This window comes from Streptomyces sp. NBC_00086 (assembly GCF_026343255.1).
GTDB lineage: Bacteria > Actinomycetota > Actinomycetes > Streptomycetales > Streptomycetaceae > Streptomyces.
On sequence record NZ_JAPELZ010000001.1, the window covers coordinates 3,511,961 to 3,530,677 of the forward strand.

At 73.3% G+C, this 18,717-nt stretch carries 15 protein-coding genes; 11 read left to right on the top strand and 4 right to left on the bottom strand.

What is annotated here, in order from left to right; all coding sequences use genetic code 11:
* Nucleotides 1-83 precede the first annotated feature (83 nt).
* Nucleotides 84-1,031, bottom strand: coding sequence for a Ppx/GppA phosphatase family protein (locus OG276_RS15615; protein ID WP_266905871.1), 948 nt, complete (start codon nt 1,029-1,031; stop codon nt 84-86).
* Between the two features lie 63 nt (nt 1,032-1,094).
* On the opposite strand from OG276_RS15615, the gene OG276_RS15620 reads away from it, so the two are divergent.
* Nucleotides 1,095-1,931 (top strand): hypothetical protein, encoded by an 837-nt coding sequence (locus tag OG276_RS15620; RefSeq protein WP_266905873.1) that lies wholly within the window; start codon nt 1,095-1,097, stop codon nt 1,929-1,931.
* A 9-nt stretch (nt 1,932-1,940) separates the two neighbouring features.
* Here OG276_RS15620 and OG276_RS15625 read toward each other — a convergent pair whose 3' ends face one another.
* Nucleotides 1,941-3,767, bottom strand: coding sequence for a hypothetical protein (locus tag OG276_RS15625; protein WP_266905875.1), 1,827 nt, complete (start codon nt 3,765-3,767; stop codon nt 1,941-1,943).
* 196 nt (nt 3,768-3,963) lie between these two features.
* Between OG276_RS15625 and radA the strand changes: the two genes are divergently transcribed.
* Both radA and disA read left to right on the top strand, forming a co-directional pair.
* Nucleotides 3,964-5,379, top strand: coding sequence for a DNA repair protein RadA (radA, locus tag OG276_RS15630; protein WP_266905877.1), 1,416 nt, complete (start codon nt 3,964-3,966; stop codon nt 5,377-5,379).
* A gap of 249 nt (nt 5,380-5,628) precedes the next feature.
* Complete coding sequence (gene disA, locus OG276_RS15635; protein ID WP_266905879.1) at nt 5,629-6,753, top strand: DNA integrity scanning diadenylate cyclase DisA; 1,125 nt, start codon at nt 5,629-5,631, stop codon at nt 6,751-6,753.
* 132 nt (nt 6,754-6,885) lie between these two features.
* Here the strand turns inward: disA and OG276_RS15640 are convergent, their stop codons facing one another.
* Nucleotides 6,886-7,716, bottom strand: coding sequence for a hypothetical protein (locus OG276_RS15640; RefSeq protein ID WP_266905881.1), 831 nt, complete (start codon nt 7,714-7,716; stop codon nt 6,886-6,888).
* Nucleotides 7,717-7,884: 168 nt separating this feature from the next.
* On the opposite strand from OG276_RS15640, the gene OG276_RS15645 reads away from it, so the two are divergent.
* The 7 genes from OG276_RS15645 (at nt 7,885) to OG276_RS15675 (ending at nt 14,654) form a co-directional block, all read left to right on the top strand.
* Nucleotides 7,885-8,493 (top strand): phosphatase PAP2 family protein, encoded by a 609-nt coding sequence (locus OG276_RS15645; RefSeq protein WP_266905883.1) that lies wholly within the window; start codon nt 7,885-7,887, stop codon nt 8,491-8,493.
* 74 nt (nt 8,494-8,567) lie between these two features.
* Nucleotides 8,568-9,497 (top strand): A/G-specific adenine glycosylase, encoded by a 930-nt coding sequence (locus OG276_RS15650; protein ID WP_266905885.1) that lies wholly within the window; start codon nt 8,568-8,570, stop codon nt 9,495-9,497.
* Between the two features lie 179 nt (nt 9,498-9,676).
* The gene (locus OG276_RS15655) at nt 9,677-10,237 is read left to right on the top strand and encodes a SigE family RNA polymerase sigma factor (RefSeq protein ID WP_053678383.1); all 561 of its coding nucleotides are present in this window, start codon (nt 9,677-9,679) and stop codon (nt 10,235-10,237) included.
* 38 nt (nt 10,238-10,275) lie between these two features.
* Nucleotides 10,276-10,932 (top strand): hypothetical protein, encoded by a 657-nt coding sequence (locus OG276_RS15660; protein WP_266905890.1) that lies wholly within the window; start codon nt 10,276-10,278, stop codon nt 10,930-10,932.
* 123 nt (nt 10,933-11,055) lie between these two features.
* Nucleotides 11,056-11,757, top strand: a complete 702-nt coding sequence (gene cseB, locus OG276_RS15665) for a two-component system response regulator CseB (RefSeq protein WP_266905892.1) — start codon at nt 11,056-11,058, stop codon at nt 11,755-11,757.
* Between the two features lie 49 nt (nt 11,758-11,806).
* Entirely contained in the window at nt 11,807-13,120 is a 1,314-nt protein-coding gene (cseC, locus tag OG276_RS15670; RefSeq protein WP_266905894.1) for a two-component system sensor histidine kinase CseC, read from the top strand.
* Between the two features lie 154 nt (nt 13,121-13,274).
* Nucleotides 13,275-14,654, top strand: a complete 1,380-nt coding sequence (locus OG276_RS15675; protein ID WP_266905896.1) for a LamG-like jellyroll fold domain-containing protein — start codon at nt 13,275-13,277, stop codon at nt 14,652-14,654.
* Here OG276_RS15675 and OG276_RS15680 read toward each other — a convergent pair whose 3' ends face one another.
* A complete protein-coding gene (locus tag OG276_RS15680) occupies nt 14,655-15,269 on the bottom strand; it encodes a M23 family metallopeptidase (protein ID WP_266905898.1) in 615 nt (204 codons plus the stop codon). It abuts the gene before it with no gap.
* Nucleotides 15,270-15,638: 369 nt separating this feature from the next.
* Between OG276_RS15680 and OG276_RS15685 the strand changes: the two genes are divergently transcribed.
* Nucleotides 15,639-18,647 carry an NACHT domain-containing NTPase gene (locus OG276_RS15685; protein ID WP_266905900.1) on the top strand — a complete coding sequence of 1,003 codons (3,009 nt, stop codon included), beginning with the start codon at nt 15,639-15,641 and terminating at the stop codon, nt 18,645-18,647.
* The last annotated feature ends 70 nt before the right edge of the window (nt 18,648-18,717 follow it).

Here is an 18,717-nt window from a genome sequence, read left to right on the forward strand (position 1 = left end):
AGGCGCGGGGGTCCGGGGGCTGGCCCCCGTGCAGCGGCGGGGAGCGGGCGCAGGGCGGGCGGCACGGCCCCAGGGCTCAGGGCTCAGGCCCCGACGGGGCTGGACCTTCCGAGGTGGTCCAGACGGCGGAGGATGACGCCTTCGCGGAGGGCCCAGGGGCAGACTTCCAGGGATTCGACGCCCAGGAGATCCATCGCGCCCTCAGCCACCAGCGCTCCCGCGAGCAACTGGTTGGAGCGGCCCTCGGAGACGCCCGGGAGGGTGGAGCGCTGGGCGGTGGTCATCGCCGCCAGCCTCGGAACCCACTCCTCCAGGGACTTCCGGGTCAGGTCCCGCTGGATGTAGAGCCCTTCCGCGGAGCGGGCCGCGCCCGCGATCCGGGCCAGCTGCTTGAAGGTCTTCGAGGTGGCCACCACCCGGTCCGGCGGGCCGAAGCGGCTGAACTCGCCGACGGTCCGCGCGATCTGGGCCCGTACGTGACGGCGCAGCGCCCGGACGTCCGCCTGGTCGGGCGGGTCGCCCGGGAGCCAGCCCGCCGTCAGGCGTCCGGCGCCCAGGGGGAGCGAGACGGCCGCGTCCGGGTCCTCGTCGATGCCGTACGCGATCTCCAGCGAGCCGCCCCCGATGTCCAGGAGCAGGAGCTTGCCCGCCGACCAGCCGAACCAGCGCCGCGCGGCGAGGAACGTCAGGCGGGCCTCGTCGTCGCCGCTGAGGACGGGGAGGTCCACGCCCGTCTCGGCCTTGACCCGCGCCAGGACCTCGTCGGCGTTCGTGGCCTCCCGTACCGCGCTCGTCGCGAAGGGGAGGACGTCCTCGCACCCCTTGTCCTCGGCGGCCTGCACCGCGTCCCCGATGACGGAAACCAGCCGCTCGACGCCCTCGGGCGTCACCGCGCCGTGTTCGTCGAGCAGCTCCGCGAGCCGCAGCTCCACCTTGTGCGAGTGCGCGGGCAGGGGGCGTGCACCGGGGTGCGCGTCCACCACCAGCAGATGGATCGTGTTCGAACCCACATCAAGGACACCGAGTCTCATGAGGGGAAACGCTACTGGTCCAAAGGCGTAGGGGTGGAGTAAGGGGCGCTTAGGCTGGGGTTTGTGCCAAATACGAAGAAGGCCAACAAGTCCAAGACCAAGGTCGGCAAGGCCGCCAAGGGTGCCAAGGCCGCCGCCAAGGCGGACGAGAAGGGGCTCGATTTCCCGCGGGCCTGGGTGGAGTTCCCGGACCCCGCCGACGAGGAACAGGTCTTCCGCTGCGACCTGACCTGGCTCACTTCCCGCTGGACCTGCATCTTCGGCAGCGGCTGCCAGGGCATCCAAGCGGGCCGCGCCGACGACGGCTGCTGCACGCTCGGCGCGCACTTCTCCGACGAGGACGACGAGAAGCGGGTCGCCGAGAACGTGGCGCGGCTGACGCCGGAGCTGTGGCAGTTCCACGATGTCGGCAGCGAGACCGGGTGGACGCAGCACGACGACGACGGGGAGAAGCAGACCCGTCGCTGGGACGGTGCCTGCATCTTCCTGAACCGGCCCGGTTTCCCGGCGGGCGCCGGCTGTTCCCTGCACATCCTCGCGGTGCGCGGCGGCCAGGAGCCGCTGGAGACCAAGCCGGACGTGTGCTGGCAGCTGCCCGTCCGGCGGACCTACGACTGGATCGACCGGCCCGACGACACCCGCGTGCTGCAGGTGTCGATCGGCGAGTACGACCGGCGCGGCTGGGGTCCGGGCGGCCACGACCTGCACTGGTGGTGCACCTCGGCCACCTCCGCGCACGGCGCCGGCAAGCCGGTGTACGTGTCGTACCGCGCCGAGCTGACGGAGCTGATGGGCAAGGAGGCGTACGAGGAGCTCGTACGGCTCTGCGAGGCGCGGCTCGCCTCGCTGCTGCCGATGGCCCCGCACCCGGCCGACCCCGCGCCCGCGCCCGAGTCGTAGGCCGCAGCGCTACGGGGCAGGGGCCGGTGTCGGCTCCGGCTCCGCCGTGGCCCCGTCCGAGGGGCTCGGCGTCGGGGTCGGCGTGGGAGTCGGGGTGGGTGTCGGCGTCGGCTCGGGGGTCGGCGTCGGAGTCGGCGTGGGTGTCGGAGTCGGGGTGGGGGTCGGGGTCGGCTCCGGCCCGGGCGGGGTGGGTGCCGGGCGGCCCCGGCCCCGGATGGAGATCACCGCGCCGCCCGGGTCCACCCCGACCCGGGCGCTCCAGGCCCCTACGGGCTGGGCTGCGGAGTCCAGGGTGATCCGTAGGGTGACCGATTCTCCTGGCGCCAGCCGGCCCGAGGTCGTACTGGCGCGGAGCCACGGGGCGTCGGACCACAGCCGCCAGTCGACCGGGGCGCCGCCCGATGCGGTGAGGGTGAGCAGGGTGGTGGCTCCGTGGGTGGAGGCGGCCGCGGTGAGCCGGCCCGGTCCCCCGGGTGTGGGGCTCGGTGCGCCGCTGCTGATGACCTCCACGGAGACGTCGGGGTCGGCTGCGGACGGGGCGAAGCCGGGGCCGTCGGTGGTGACGGCGGCATTGCCCGCGTTCTCGTACGCCGTCAGCGGGCGGCCGTCGGTACGGGCCTGCGGGAGTTCCGCGTCGCTCGCCGAGATGCGCGTGGAGCCGTTGCCCACGGGTTCCCCGGTGCTCGGGGCGCCCCGGTAGGCCGCCCACAGCGCCAGCACCGGGGCCGCGACGACGGTGGCGACGACGGTGGTGGTCACGGCGCGGGCCCGCAGCCGCTCGCGGCGGGCCGCGCGGTCCTTGGGGTCCATCGGGAACCCGGTGCGGTCGAAGCGCGGGCCGGCTCCGGCGCCCCGGCGGCCGCCGGAGCGGAGCATCGCGGCGTGCACGGCGGTGCGCGGGGCCGGGACCAGCGGGAGGGCGGCGGTGTTGATGCCGCCCGAGCCGGGCCAGGGGCCGCCGGCGCCGACGCGTTCGGCGACGCGGCGGCAGCGCGGGCAGTCGTCGACGTGGCGGACGAGCTCGGCGCGCAGGGAGGAGGACAGGAGGAGGTTCCCGTCTCCCCCGCCCTCCCCGTCGTCTCCGGTGAGCCGGGACACGGTCGGGCAGTTGCCCGTCTCCACGACGGCGAGGGCGGCGCGGGTGCGCTCCACCTCGCAGGCGGCGCCGGTGAGCAGCTCGCGGGCCGCTGCCGGGGGCGTACCGAGGACGGCGGCGAGTTCGGGGACGCCCAGGCGGTGGCGGACGGCGAGTTCGAGTGCCTCGCGCTGCTCGGGGGTGGTTCCGGCGGCCTCCGGCCAGGCGAGGCGGGCGAGCTCGGTGCGGCGGTAGGCGTACACGTCGAGACCGCCGTGACCGGTGGGGGCGGCGGGGCCCGCGGAGCCGGCCTGGCCGGCCACCGCGGCGTTCGCCACCGCGTTCGCCGCGTTCGTGTCGGCGCTCGCCGTCGCGGGATCCGGCGCACGGCCGGCGTCCGTGTGCTCCGGTGCACGCCGGGCGGAATGCGCTCCCCCGTACCCGTAGCGCGTGCGCCGCCGCTCGGCCAGCCTGCGCAGGCAGGCCCAGCGGGCGAGGGCGTACAGCCAGGCCCGCCGGTGCCCCTCGTCGGGGCAGCGGCCGGGATGCCGGTCGGCGACGGCGAGGACGTCGCCGAGCACGTCGGTGGCGTTGTCGTGGTCGCACAGGACCGAGAGGCAGTACGTGAACAGCCCGTCCAGGTAGGGCTCGTACCGGAACGGTGGCGGCTGCTCCACCCTGGTCGCCTCGGGGGGAGTGCGCCCGTGCGCCCGGTGTGCGCCGGTGCGCGGTGCGGGGTGTCCCCGGTTGCTGCTGGTCACTTGGTGACCGTAGGCGGCGCGCCGGTGGCGCTCCGGAAGCCTTCACCAGTTTTAGCCCTTACGGGTGAACAGATCGGCGCCGTGCTGACGGCGCCCCTGACGGTGCACGCCACGGCGTACACGCCGGGACGGACGGAGGACCGTCCCGGGGGCCGTCCGGGGAGGGCTGTCGGTGGCGGCGGCTACCGTGGGCCGCATGGCTGCCCGTACATCTCGTTCATCCGCCAAGGACCGGCCGTCCTACCGTTGTACCGAGTGCGGGTACTCCACCGCCAAGTGGCTCGGCCGGTGCCCCGAGTGCCAGGCCTGGGGCACCGTCGAGGAGCTCGGCGGCGCCCCCGCCGTGCGGACCACCGCGGCCGGCCGGGTCACGACGGCCGCCGTGCCGATCGGGCAGGTCGACGTGCGGACGGCGACCGCGCGCAGCACGGGCGTGAGCGAGCTGGACCGGGTGCTGGGCGGCGGGCTGGTCCCCGGCGCGGTCGTCCTGCTCGCGGGCGAGCCGGGCGTCGGCAAGTCCACGCTGCTGCTCGACGTCGCGGCGAAGGCCGCCTCCGACGAGCACCGCACGCTGTACGTCACGGGCGAGGAGTCGGCGAGCCAGGTGCGGCTGCGGGCCGACCGGATCAACGCGCTCAGCGAGCACCTCTACCTGGCCGCCGAGACCGATCTGTCCGCCGTCCTCGGGCACCTCGACGCCGTGAAGCCCTCGCTGCTGATCATGGACTCCGTGCAGACGGTCGCCTCCCCCGAGATCGACGGCGCGCCCGGCGGCATGGCGCAGGTCCGTGAGGTGGCCGGGGCGCTGATCCGGGCCTCCAAGGAGCGCGGGATGTCCACGCTGCTGGTCGGCCACGTCACCAAGGACGGGGCGATCGCCGGTCCCCGGCTGCTGGAGCACCTGGTCGACGTCGTACTGAGCTTCGAGGGCGACCGGCACGCACGGCTGCGCCTCGTGCGCGGGGTGAAGAACCGGTACGGCACCACGGACGAGGTCGGCTGCTTCGAGCTCACCGACGAGGGCATCAACGGCCTCGCCGACCCGAGCGGACTGTTCCTGACCCGCCGCGCCGAGGCCGTCCCCGGCACCTGTCTGACGGTGACCCTGGAGGGCAAGCGCCCGCTGGTCGCCGAGGTGCAGGCGCTGACGGTGGACTCGCAGATCCCCTCGCCGCGCCGGACCACCTCCGGGCTGGAGACCTCGCGCGTCTCGATGATGCTGGCGGTGCTGGAGCAGCGCGGGCGGATCACGGCCCTCGGCAAGCGGGACATCTACACCGCCACCGTGGGCGGGGTGAAGCTCACCGAGCCGGCCGCCGACCTGGCCGTCGCGCTGGCCCTGGCCTCGGCCGCCAGCGACGTACCGCTCCCGAAGAACCTGGTGGCCATCGGCGAGGTCGGGCTCGCGGGCGAGGTCCGGCGCGTGACGGGGGTGCAGCGCCGGCTCGCGGAGGCGTACCGGCTGGGCTTCACCCACGCACTGGTGCCGACGGACCCGGGGAAGGTGCCGGCGGGCATGAAGGTGACCGAGGTCGCCGACATGGGCGACGCCCTGCGGGTCCTGCCGCGCGGGCGGTCGCGTACGCCGGCCAAGGAGCGGGCCACCGACTGACGCCGGCGGCCGCCGAAGGCCACCGGCGGCCACCGGCGGCCACCGGCGGTACCGAAGGGCGCCGAAGACATCCACGGGCGTCGCTCACCCCCACCCTGGACCCGAGAACAGCAGGTCAGCGGGGACGGACGGGGTGCGCGCCGGCCCGGCCGGGCCAAGGCACGACGGGCGCCGGGGCCGCGCCGGTAGACTTCGGGATGGTCCGCCCGGCCGTACGCAGGCGGTACATCCCGCGACCGGAGGAGTGCAGTGGCAGCCAAGGACGGGGCAGCAGCATCCGGAAAGTCGGGCGCGAGCTCCAAGCAGGACGCCATGATGCGCGCCTCGCTGAGCGCGGTCGCACCTGGTCAGCCCCTGCGTGACGGGCTCGAACGGATCGTTCGCGGCAACACCGGAGGGCTCATCGTCCTCGGCATGGACAAGTCCGTCGAGGCCATGTGCACGGGCGGTTTCGTCCTGGACGTGGAGTTCACCGCGACCCGGCTGCGCGAGCTGTGCAAGCTCGACGGCGCGCTGATCCTGGACAAGGACATCACCAAGATCCTGCGCGCGGGCGTCCAGCTGGTGCCCGACGCGTCGATCCACACGGAAGAGACGGGCACCCGGCACCGGACCGCGGACCGGGTCTCGAAGCAGTGCGGATTCCCGGTGGTGTCGGTCTCGCAGTCGATGCGGCTGATCGCGCTGTACGTGGACGGCGAGCGGCGCGTGCTGGAGGAGTCCGGGGCGATCCTGTCGCGGGCGAACCAGGCGCTGGCCACGCTGGAGCGGTACAAGCTCCGCCTGGACGAGGTCGCCGGAACGCTGTCCGCGCTGGAGATCGAGGACCTGGTGACGGTCCGCGATGTCACGGCGGTGGCGCAGCGGCTGGAAATGGTGCGGCGCATCGCGACGGAGATCGCGGAGTACGTGGTGGAGCTCGGCACGGACGGCCGGCTGCTCTCGCTCCAGCTCGACGAGCTGACGGTAGGGATCGAGCAGGAGCGGGAGCTCGTCATCCGGGACTACGTGCCGGAGCCGACGGCGAAGCGTTCCCGCACGGTGGAGGAGGCACTGCCGGCGCTGGACGCGCTCACGCATCCGGAGCTGCTGGAGCTGGCGATCGTGGCGAAGGCCCTCGGGTACACGGGCTCGCCGGAGACCCTGGACTCGGCGGTGTCGCCCCGCGGGTACCGGCTGCTGGCGAAGGTTCCGCGGCTGCCGGGCGCCATCATCGAGCGGCTCGTGGAGCACTTCGGCGGGCTGCAGAAGCTGCTCGCCGCCTCGGTGGACGACCTCCAGACGGTCGACGGCGTCGGCGAGGCGCGTGCGCGCAGCGTGCGCGAGGGGCTGTCGCGGCTGGCGGAGTCCTCCATCCTGGAGCGCTACGTCTAGGCTGCGGCCCCGCTCCGGGATGTCCGGCCGAGCGCCGCTCCCGGGGCGCCTCCCCGGACCCCGCTCCTCAACCGCCGGAGGGGCTGACCTTGCCCTGCGGCAATCCAGCCCCGTCCGGGGAAAACGCGCCGGCTACTCCGGCTTCAGGACGAACGAGGTTCGGGCCACCGGCATGCCGGGGGACTTGACCTCGACCACGTACGTGTCCGCCGCCGCCACCCCCGCCGGAGGCGTCTGGCACTGGGTCGCCTCGCTGAAGTGGCGGTCCCACTCCAGGGCTTGCGTGGTCTCGCCCTGCGAGGGCACCCGGTAGAAGACGTTGCCCGCGCCCGCCGGGCAGTCCGCCGAGGACCAGACCGGCTTGGCGTTGCTCGCCTGAGTGATGGTCAGAACCGCCTGCTTCGGGCCGAGATCGACCTTGCAGGTCGTTCCCGAGACATTGCGCGCGACGAGTTCGAGACGCGGCTTCTCGTTCGCCTCGTACTCGTTCTTCACGCTCTTGACCTCCCACTGCAGCGCACCGGGCGCGCACGTGGGCACCGGCGAGTCCGCCGGGACGGCCTGGCTCCCTCCGGAGCCGCCGGATCCGTTCGCCCCGCCCTGGTCCGCGGTGCCGGGCTCGGCGCCCGGTTCGCCGTTCTTGCCCGTGCCGGGGCTCGCACCGGGGCCGGAGCCCGTGCCGGTGCCGGCGCTCGTACCGCCGGAGCCGCCCGAGCCCGAGTCCCCGCGCCCGCCCGGGGCCTGACTGATCGCCGGACCGGAGCCCGAGGGTCCGGGGGTGATCTGGGTGACGGGACCGGAGCCGCCCTGGCCCTTGCCGTTGGTACTCGACTTGCCCGCACCGGAACTGACGGTCCATACGGCGAGCATCGCGAGGAGCGCGGCAACGGACGCCAGCACGGCCCTCCGTCGCCAGTAGATGGAGGAGGGGAGCGGCCCGACCGGATTGCGCAGAGATCCCACGGAGGGAACCTTACGAGAGTTCCCGGCGCGATCAGTGCCCCACATGCCGCACACTCGGCTTGTTTTGCCGATGATCATCCTGCGGGGTGATCCGGAGCGCCGAAATTCGGCCCGGAGACTCTGGAGACTGATGAGGACGTTATTCCGATTTAGGTACCTTCAGTGACCATGGACAGCTCCGGCCTCTACCTCGACGTCACCGATTTCGCCCACTCGACCCCCACCTGGGTGCAATCGGCGTTCGAGTTCTGGACCGAGTACGGGCTGCTCGTCTTCGGCGCCCTCTTCATAGCCGTGTGGTGGCGATCACGTGGCGCCCGCGACCCCCGCACGGTGGCGCTCGCGGTGCTCGCCCCCTTCGTCACCGCCCTGGCCTACGTCGCCTCCGAGCTGGTGAAGTCCAGCGTCGACGAGGAGCGCCCCTGCCGGGCCGTGGCCGGGGCGGCGGTCTCGCTCGTCAAGTGCCCGGCCACCGGCGACTGGTCCTTCCCCAGCAACCACGCCACCATCGCGGGCGCGGGCGCCGTGGCCCTGGCACTCGCCGTGCGCAAACTCGTGCTGCTGACCGTGCCGCTGGCCCTGCTGATGGCCTTCTCCCGGGTCTTCGTCGGCGTGCACTACCCGCACGACGTGGCCATGGGCCTGCTGCTGGGCGCGAGCCTCGCCGCCCTCGCCGGCCTCGCGCTCGCCGGGCCCGCGACCAGGGTCGTCTCCGCCGTGCGGACGAGCGGCGGCCGCACGGCCGTCCTGATCACCGGCCCGGACCCCGCCCGCTGACACCCGCCCCGGCCTGGCGCCGGGGAGCGACACGACACCCCGCGGGCCCGAAACGTGCCAGGATGCCGTCTGCCATGACTGCAACCATTCCCACCACCGCGCTGCACTCCCCCGTCATCGCGTGGTTCGAAGCACACGCCCGCGACCTGCCCTGGCGCCGCCCCGAGGCCGGCCCCTGGGGGGTGATGGTCAGCGAGTTCATGCTCCAGCAGACCCCCGTCAACCGGGTCCTGCCGGTCTACGAGCAGTGGCTCGCCCGCTGGCCCCGGCCCGCCGACCTCGCCGCCGACGCCCCGGGTGAGGCCGTCCGCGCCTGGGGCCGCCTCGGTTACCCCCGGCGGGCCCTGCGCCTGCACGGCGCGGCCGTCGCCATAACGGAGCGGCACGGGGGCGACGTACCGCGCGAGCACGCACAGCTGCTGGCCCTGCCCGGGATCGGCGAGTACACGGCGGCCGCCGTGGCCTCCTTCGCGTACGGGCAGCGGCACGCGGTCCTCGACACCAACGTGCGCCGGGTCTTCGCGCGCACCGCGACCGGGGTCGAGTACCCGCCGAACGCCACGACCGCCGCCGAGCGGCGCCTGGCGCGGGCCCTGCTGCCCGAGGACGAGGACACCGCGGCCCGCTGGGCTGCGGCCTCCATGGAGCTCGGGGCTCTGGTGTGCACGGCCAAGAGCCCGGACTGCGGGAGCTGTCCGGTGGCCGGGCTGTGCGCGTGGCGGCTGGCCGGGAAGCCCCCTCACGAGGGACCGCCGCGGCGCGGGCAGACGTACGCCGGGACGGACCGGCAGGTGCGCGGCAAGCTCCTCGCGGTGCTGCGCGAGGCGGTCGGCGCCGTGCCGCAGTCCCTCCTGGACACCGTCTGGGACGAGCCCGTACAGCGGGCCCGCGCGCTCGACGGGCTGGTCTCGGACGGGCTGGTGGAGCCGCTGCCCGGACTCATGTACCGGCTCCCGGCCGCCCCCGCCAAGGCTCCCACCGACCCGGCCACCGCAACTCCCTGAAACTGACTCAGGGATTCCGTTTGGCCGGAGAAACCGCAGCTCACGGGCGCTGTTACATAACCTATGGGTGTCCGTGCGTCCACCGAAGGCTCACCCGCACAGGGTCGTGACAACGCCTCCGTACCGTCGAATCCGTAAGGCAGCGGATGAGCGGTTGGTCGGAACGGAGGCGGTCTGAGATGGCGCACGGCGAGGTACTCGAATTCGAAGAGTACGTACGCACCCGGCAGGACGCGCTGCTGCGCAGTGCCCGTCGCCTGGTTCCGGACCCGACCGACGCACAGGACCTCCTGCAGACCGCGCTCGTGCGCACCTACGGCCGCTGGGACGGCATCGCCGACAAGTCCCTTGCCGACGCGTACCTGCGCCGTGTCATGATCAACACCCGTACCGAATGGTGGCGGGCCCGCAAGCTCGACGAGGTTCCCACCGAGCAGCTCCCCGACGCCTCCGTCGAGGACGGTTCGGACCAGCGCGCCGACCGCGCCCTGCTCATGGACATCCTCAAGGTGCTCGCGCCCAAGCAGCGCAGTGTGGTGGTGCTGCGACACTGGGAGCAGATGAGCACCGAGGAGACGGCCGCGGCGCTCGGCATGTCGGCGGGAACCGTGAAGAGCACTCTGCACCGCGCACTGGCCCGGCTCCGGCAGGAACTGGAGAGCCGGGACCTGGACATGCGCGCGCTGGAGCGCGGTGACCACACCATCCGGTACGAGGGGCGTGAGCGGTGCGCGGCCTGATTGGCCCAAGACTGAGCGGCAAGAGCTCGGTGGTACTCATGTCGGCGGGGACGATCGTCCTCGTCGGCACCGTGCTGTTCGCGGTCGGCTGCTCGACGGGGGGCACGGGGCTGCGGGACGGCGGCCCGGCCCGTACGGAGTCGGTGGCCAAGACCGCGGCCCCCTCCTCGGCGCCCTCGGAACACGACGCGAGCGCCGCCACCCCCCTCACCCCCCGGGCCTCCGGCAAGCCCGCCGCCAAGGTCGACCCGATCGCCCTGGTCAAGGCGGACCCCAAGGTCAGCTCCGAGGTCAAGCGGGACCTGAAGCCCTGCTCCGGCAACGAGTACCCGGTGGACGTCAGCTACGGGAAGATCACCGGCGGCCCCGAGGTCGACATCGTGGTCAACGTCCTGTCCTGCGCCGACGCGCTCGGCCGCGGATCGTTCGTGTACCGCGCGGACGGGGCCTCGTACGAGAATGTTTTCTCGGACGAGCAGCCGCCCGTCTACGCCGAGATCGACCGGGGCGACCTGGTCGTCACCAAGCCGGTCTACGGGAAGAGCGACGCGCTCTCCTACCCCTCGGGCGAAGACCTGATCACGTACCGCTGGAACGGGGAGCGGTTCACCGAGCAGGACCGGGTGCACACCGACTACAGCAGCGTGGTCGACGGCGGGACGGCCCCCGCCCCGGCCGTCAGCCCAAAGGGCTGAACCACCCGAAGAGCCGGACGAAGAACCACCCGAAGAGCCGGGCGACCTGAAGAACCCGGCATCCGAAAGACCGAAGCACCGAGCAACCGAAGCACCGAGTACCGAGGCGAGGCGAGGCTCCCGATGGCCGAGACCCATGTGCTGTTCGTGGAGGACGACGACGTCATCCGTGAGGCCACGACCCTGGCGCTGGAACGCGACGGGTTCGTGGTCACGGCCATGCCCGACGGGCTGTCCGGTCTGGAGTCCTTCCGGGCCGACCGGCCCGACATCGCGCTGCTCGACGTGATGGTGCCGGGGATGGACGGCGTGAGCCTGTGCCGCCGCATCCGCGACGAGTCCACCGTTCCCGTCATCATGCTGTCGGCGCGCGCCGACTCCATCGACGTGGTGCTGGGCCTGGAGGCGGGCGCCGACGACTACGTCACCAAGCCCTTCGACGGCTCCGTCCTCGTGGCCCGCATCCGCGCGGTGCTGCGCCGCTTCGGCCACGCCGGCGGCCCGCAGGGCGGCGGGTCCGAGGAGGACGCCGGCGAGCGCGGGGTGCTGCTCTTCGGCGACCTGGAGGTCGACACGGAGGGCATGGAGGTGCGCAAGGCGGGCGTCCCGGTGGCACTGACCCCCACCGAGATGCGGCTGCTGCTGGAGTTCTCCACCTCCCCCGGCACCGTGCTCTCGCGCGACCGGCTGCTGGAGCGGGTCTGGGACTACGACTGGGGCGGCGACACCCGCGTCGTGGACGTCCACGTCCAGCGGCTGCGCACCAAGATCGGCCAGGACCGGATCGAAACGGTCCGGGGATTCGGATACAAGCTCAAGGCCTGATGCCTTGAGGAGGACGAGCACGGGGGACGAGCGCGGGAATGAAATCTGAATGAAGCGGTTCACCCTGCGGACCGGGATCCGCTGGAAGATCACGCTCGCCATCGCGTCGGTGGGCGCGCTGACCGCCATCGCACTGAGCCTGGTGGTGCACAGCGCTGCCCGCGTATCGATGCTGGAGAGCGCGCGCGAGGTGCAGCTCGACCGGGTGCAGTTCATCTCCCGCATCGCCGAGGCCGGCCGCAAGCCCCTCATGGGCGCCAAGCTCAACGACCCGGACCTGCCCGGTGAGCTGCGCGAGAAGGCCCGGTCCGGGCGGCGCGGCACCTACGTCCAGGACAACCCGCGCGGGCTCCCCGAGGTGTGGGCGGCCGTACCGCTCGGCAACGGGCAGGTGCTGTCGCTGCACACGCAGTTCCGGGAGAGCGCCAACATGGTGCGCGACCTGGACCGGGCCCTGGTCATCGGCTCCCTGGCCGTGGTCATCGGCGGCTCTGCGCTCGGCGTGCTCATCGGCGGCCAGATCTCGCGCCGGCTGCGCAAGGCCGCGGCCGCCGCGCAGCGGGTGGCGCACGGGGATCCCGAGGTACGGGTGCGGGACGCGGTCGGGGGCGTCGTGCGCGACGAGACCGACGACCTCGCGCGGGCGGTCGACGCGATGGCGGACGCCCTCCAGCAGCGGCTGGAAGCGGAGCGGCGGGTGACCGCCGACATCGCGCACGAGCTGCGCACCCCGGTGACCGGCCTGCTCACGGCCGCGGAGCTGCTCCCGCCGGGCCGGCCGACCGAGCTCGTGCGGGACCGCGCGCAGGCGCTGCGGGCGCTGGTCGAGGACGTGCTGGAGGTGGCCCGGCTGGACAGCGCGTCCGAGCGGGCGGAGCTCCAGGAGGTGGCGCTGGGCGAGTTCGTGCAGCGCCGGGTCAGGTCGCTGATGCCGGAGGCGAGGGTACGGATCGTCGCCGACGAGATCGTCAGCACCGATCCGCGCCGCCTGGAGCGGATCCTCGGCAACCTGCTGGCGAACGCCGCGCGGTACGGGCGGGCGCCGGTCCAGGTGGATGTCGAAGGCCGGGTCGTACGGGTCCGGGACCACGGGCCGGGCTTCCCCGAGGCCCTGCTCCAGGAGGGCCCGAGCCGCTTCCGGACCGGGTCCACGGACCGGGCCGGGGTGGGGCACGGGCTGGGGCTGACCATCGCGGAGGGGCAGGCGCGGGTGCTGGGCGCCCGGCTGACGTTCCGCAACGTGGCGGCCCCCGGCGGCTTCGACCAGGGCGGCTCTGCGGCGGGGGCGGTGGCGGTGCTGTGGCTGCCGGAGCACGCGCCGACGGCGACGGGGAGCTTCCCGATCGTCCGCCGGGAGGACTGAGCGGGACGGAGCGGGACCGGGCGGGACGGAGCGGCACCCGGGCGGGACCGGGCAGGACCGGGCGGGGGGCCGGCGCCCGTACCGCCCGCGATCGGTGTCGTATCGCGACACTCGGCTGTTCGATTGAGGACGCCGATGTTTTAGCATCCGAACCATGACTGACGGTACGGATCGCCCGCACAGCCCCCAGCCCGAGCCCGCGCCGGAGAGCGGCGGCTACGGGTTCCCGCCGGGGATACCCGCGCCGGGCGGCTACGGGTTCCCGCCCGGCCGGCCCGAGCAGCACGACCCGCAGGACCCGTACGGCCAACACGAGCAGCACGGCCGGCAGGATCAGTACGGGCAACAGGACCAGCAGCCGGGCCCGCCCGCGCCCGGCGGCGGCCACGGCTACGGCTTCCCGCCCGGCCGGCCCGACGAGACCGCGCCCGGCGACGGCCAGGGCTACGGCTACCCGCAAGCCGGTGGTTACGGCTACCCGCAGGGCGGCGGCTACGGCTACCCGCCGAGCCCGCCCGCGGCCGGCGCCTTCGGTCCCCCGATGCCCTTCTTCGAGGAGCCCGGCCACAACGGACCCGGCCAGGACCTGCCGCCCGTGGCCTTCGGCGATCAGCCCGACTGGGAGGCGATGGCCGACCGGTCGGCCTCCGAGCGGCGCAAGAAGCGGCTGTGGATGGTGGGCGCAGCGGTGACCGTCGTCCTGCTGCTCGCCGGCGGCGGCACGTTCTTCGTGCTGCGGGACGGCAAGGCGGGCAAGAACGACGTGGCCGACAACGCTCCCGCCACGTCCGCGTCCCCGTCCCCGTCCGGATCCGGGTCGCCCGACCCCGACGCCTCACCGTCGAAGAGCTACTCCCCGACCGTGTCGAGCGACGTCTCCCTGCTCAGGGACGGCGTCGGCAAGACCAACATCCGCATGGGCCCCGATGCCGCGGTGCCCAAGGTGGACACGCGCTTCGAGCTCACCCTCAAGGGCAATCCGAACTCGTACGCCCAGGCCACCGAGCCGGGGGTGGACACGACCAAGAGCTTCTCCCTCTCGGCCCGCGTCAACAACGCCTCCACGGCGAAGGGCGCGCACATCGTGATGAGCCAGGGCACCGGGGATTCGTTCGCCTTCGAGCTCGGCGCCGACGAGGTGAACGGCAAGCAGGCCTGGGTGTTCCGCGTGCGGACCAACGAGAAGGGCGCCACGCCCACGGTGGTGACGGTCTCCTCCCAGGGGAGGAAGACGGTCAAGACCTGGGCGGTGCTGACGGCCGTCCACGACGCCGAGAAGAAAATGATCTACCTCTACGTGGAGGGCAAGAAGGCCGGCGAGGCCCCGGTCCCGGGGATCTGGCAGAACTCCGGCCCCCTGCAGCTCGGCCGGGCCCGTCACCAGGACGCGTGGGCCGGTGCGTTCAAGGGTGCGATGAACTACATCCGGATCTACGAATCGGCCTTCACGCCCGAGCAGGCCACCGCCTACCGCAAGGGCCAGCTGGACGCCGCGGCCCGCGCGACCGCGACCCACGCCTGGGTGACCGGCTGATCAGATGGTGACGCCGACCGTACGCAGGAAGGACACCGGGTTCACGGCCGAGCCGTAGTTCGGGGTGGTCCGGATCTCGAAGTGGAGGTGCGGGCCGCTCGAATTGCCGGTGTTGCCGGAGAGGGCGATCTGCTCGCCCTTGGAGACCTTCTCGCCGATCTTGACCTGGATCTTCGAGAGGTGCGCGTACTGGGAGTACGTGTTGTTCGCGTGCTTGATCACGATGGCGTTGCCGTAGGCCGGGCCGTCGCCGCCGCCGTTGGGGCCGGCCTTGACCACGGTGCCCGCCGAGACGGCGTCGACCGGGGTGCCGACCGGGACGGCGAAGTCCTGGCCGGAGTGCTTGTGCGACCACATGGTGCCGCCCTTGCCGAAGGTCGCGGAGAGCGTGTACTTCGACACCGGCTTCTCCCACAGGGCGGCCGGCTTCGCGGCGATCGCGGCCTGGGCGGCGGCCTGCTCGGAGACCAGCTGGACCGTACCGGTCAGCTCGGCCTGGGGCACCTCGTCGGCGAAGGCGGCGGTCGTTCCGGCACCGAGGGCCAGGGCCGCACCGAGGGCGGTGGCGCCGATGGCGATACGGGTACGACGGATGCTGACGCGCTTCGCGGACATGAAGGAGACCTCCGGGCCGGGGACGGGGAACGGTGCTGCGGGGTGCTGCGGAGTGCTGCGGGCAAGAAAGGACCCGGCACGCTGAGCAGGTGCCGGGCTTGCTTGCTCATCCTTGGTAACCCGGGCACCCCGGCTTCCCCAAACCTCCCCGGTACTACCCGGGCTCGTAGGTGCGGAGGGGGCTGTCAGCCCTGTTGACCGCCTCCCCACTGGCCCAGCGGTAGGGCAAATGGGACATGGATCTCTACGAATGCTCCTAGTAGGTCCGATTTGCCCTGTGCGGCTTGTCACCGGCCCGGGACCTCCGCCGACCCCCCGCCGGGACCAAAGCCCTGCGACCCACGTCACGCCGAAGCTACGCTCCGGCTCGTGGACGCATCCGTGATCGGGATCCGGCTGGCCTCGGGGTTCGTGGCCCCCCTCGTGAAACAGCTTTTCCGGGCGGAGGGAGCGGGCGCCGGCCTCGTGGACCGGCCCGTGCGGATCTCCGCGTACGTCTCCCTGCACGAGCAGCGCGTGCTGTCCCGGTACGACCTGCGCCGACTGGCCGACAAGCTCGTCAGGGGGGCCTTACGGGCCCCCGGCGAGGAACCGCTGCCGCCGGGCGAGGAGGCGGGCGTCGCGGCCGCGCTGGCCGCCACCCTGTACTCCCTCGGGACCCTGTCCCTGGAGGACGCCCAGGCGGTGGAGATGGGCGCGCGGGCCTTCGCCGCCGAACTGCGCAGGGCGGCGCCTGCCACGGGCCTGGGCCGGGACGCCGAGCTCTTCCACGACCGCCTGCTGGAGACCACCTGCCTGCACATCCTGCAGTTCTTCACGACCCGCTCCACCTACATCCCGAGGGCCCTGGTCGAGCAGGCCCGCCGCCTGGCCGAGCTGATCGCCAAGATCGACGTCCTGCTGGACCGGATCCCCCGCCAGGACGGCCGCGACGCGGAGTTCGAGGCGAGGTACCGGGAGTACCTCGCCCGACGGCACGGCACCCTGACGATCTTCGGGCTCGACCTGCCGCCCGGCTCGGCCCGCTGGCCGCTGGAGGCGGCGTACGTGAGCCTGGAGCTGGTCGCCCCCGGCCCGTCCTGGGGCGCCCTGGGCGCGGGGGGCGGCCTGTCCTTGACCGCGACTCCCCGGGGGCCGCACGCCGACTTACGCGCTTCCTCGGACCCGTGGATGGCCGAGGGCTTACGCGTCCTCCTGCGCGGCGAGGCCGGGTCCGGCAAGACCACGCTGATCCAGCAGCTCGCCGTCTCCGCCGGCCGGGAGGGGGGCGGGGCCGACGTCGTCCCGTACGTACTGCCCCTACGGACCCTGAGCAGGCACGAGGCGCCCCTGCCCGCCGCCAAGGACTTCCTGGCCGCCACCTCGCTCAAGGGGCAGGCTCCGGAGGGCTGGGAGGACCGGGTCCTGCGCGCGGGACGCGGCCTGGTCCTGGTCGACGGCATCGACGAGATCCCGGAGGGCGAGCGGGCCCGGGCCCGGGACTGGCTCGTCGACCTCTTCGCCGCCTACCCCGGCAACCGGTGGCTGGTCACCTCCCGGCCCTCGGCGGTCCGCCAGGACTGGCTCGCCGGCGAGGAGTTCGCCGAGCTGGCCCTCGTCCCCATGAACCGGGCCGCCGTGGCCGCCTTCGTCACCCGCTGGCACGCGGCGGCCGAAGCCGGCGAGCACCTCCGCGACCAGCTGCTGGAATCCCTGGCCACCAAACCGGAGCTGGCCCGGCTCGCCACCAACCCGCTGCTGTGCGGGCTGATCTGCGCCCTGCACCGCGAACGCCGGGGCTTCCTGCCCTCGGGCCGCAGGGAGCTCTACACGGCCGCCCTGTCGATGCTGCTGTACCGCCGCGACCGCGAGCGGGAGCTGCGCCTGCCGGAACTCGCCGAGGAGCCGCAGCTCCAGCTCCTCCAGCGGCTCGCGTACTGGCTGATCCGCAACGGCCGCACGCAGATCTCCCGGAAACGGGCCGAGGAGCTGATCGCCGCCGCGCTGCCCGCCGTACCCGCCGCGCAGGTGCTCGGCGACGCCCCGGCCGTACTGCAGCACTTCCTGGAGCGGACCGGGCTCCTGCGCGCGCCCACGGAAGACACCCTGGAGTTCGTCCACCGCACCTTCCAGGACTTCCTCGGGGCCCGGGCCGCCCTGGACGAGGGCGGTCTCGGCGAGCTGACCCGGCACGCGGACGACGATCAGTGGGAGGACGTCATCCGCATGGCGGTCGCCCAGGGCCGCCCCCACGACCGCGAGGCGATCATCGGCGACCTGCTGGTCCGCGACTCCGACCGGTCGGTGCTGCTGGCCCTCGCGTCACTGGAATACGCGGCCGAACTGGAGCCCGGTCTGCGCCAGGACGTCCACAAGGCCGCCCTGCGCCTCATTCCCCCGAAGAACGAGGAGGCGGCGCGCTCGCTCGGCCGGATCGGGCCGCTGGTCCTGGAGCTGCTGCCGCCCACCGGGAAGACGGTCCGCATCGCCCGCCTCTCGGTGATCGCGGCGGCGGAGACGCGGGCCGAGGCGGCGGTCGGCTACCTCGCCGGCTACTGCCTGCACCCCAACGAACAGGTCCGCGCGACACTGACCAAGGCCTGGGAACGGTTCGACAGCGAGCACTACGCGGCCCAAGTCCTCGCGCGCATGGTCCCTCCCCCCGGCGATCTCGTCATCACCCGGGACGCCGATCTCGCGGCGCTGACGGGCTTCACCGGCCCGCCCGGCCTGTACGTCAACCACGAGGTGAGCCGGGACGCCCTGACCCGCTTCCTGGCCCGCCAGCCCGTGTCGGGCCTCGTCCTGCGGCGGTTCTCCGGCGGGGCCGACGCCGGGTTCCTGCGCGGCCAGTCCTCGCTGCGGTCGCTCGAGATCACCGTATGGCCCGAGCTGCGGGACCTGAGCGCGCTGCACGGGCTGCCCCTGGAGGACGTGACCCTCGACCTCGGCAACGACGTCCCCCTCGGGCCGGCGCTCGCCGCCTGGCCCCGGCTGCGTGCGTTCACCCTGCACTCGGGGCAGGGTCCGTGGTCCTTCGCCGACTTCTCCCCCGAGGCCCCCCTAGAGGCGCTCCACCTGGACGACGCCGACCCGGACCTGGCCGGCCTGGGACGGCTGACGAGCCTGCGGCGGCTGTGGCTCGGCCGCGGGTGGCGCCCGAGCGGCAAGGCCGCGTGGGCCGAGCTCTCGGCGCTGGCCGGCCTGGAGGAGATCGCCGTGCACACCGCGGCGCTGGCCGGCCTCGCCGCGTACGCGCACCTGCCCGCACTCCGGACCGTCATGGTCTACGACGACGAAGCGTGGGACTCGGCCCTGCGGTCGCAGGTGGCCCGCAGTTTCCCGGAGGCGGCACTGAAGCCGGTGACGCAGGCCTACGAGGGCGCCTACGAGGAGTGAAGGGTGCCCACGGCAAAGGGGCGGCCCCGGAACCTTTCGGTCCCGGGGCCGCCCCTTCGTACCGCTGTGA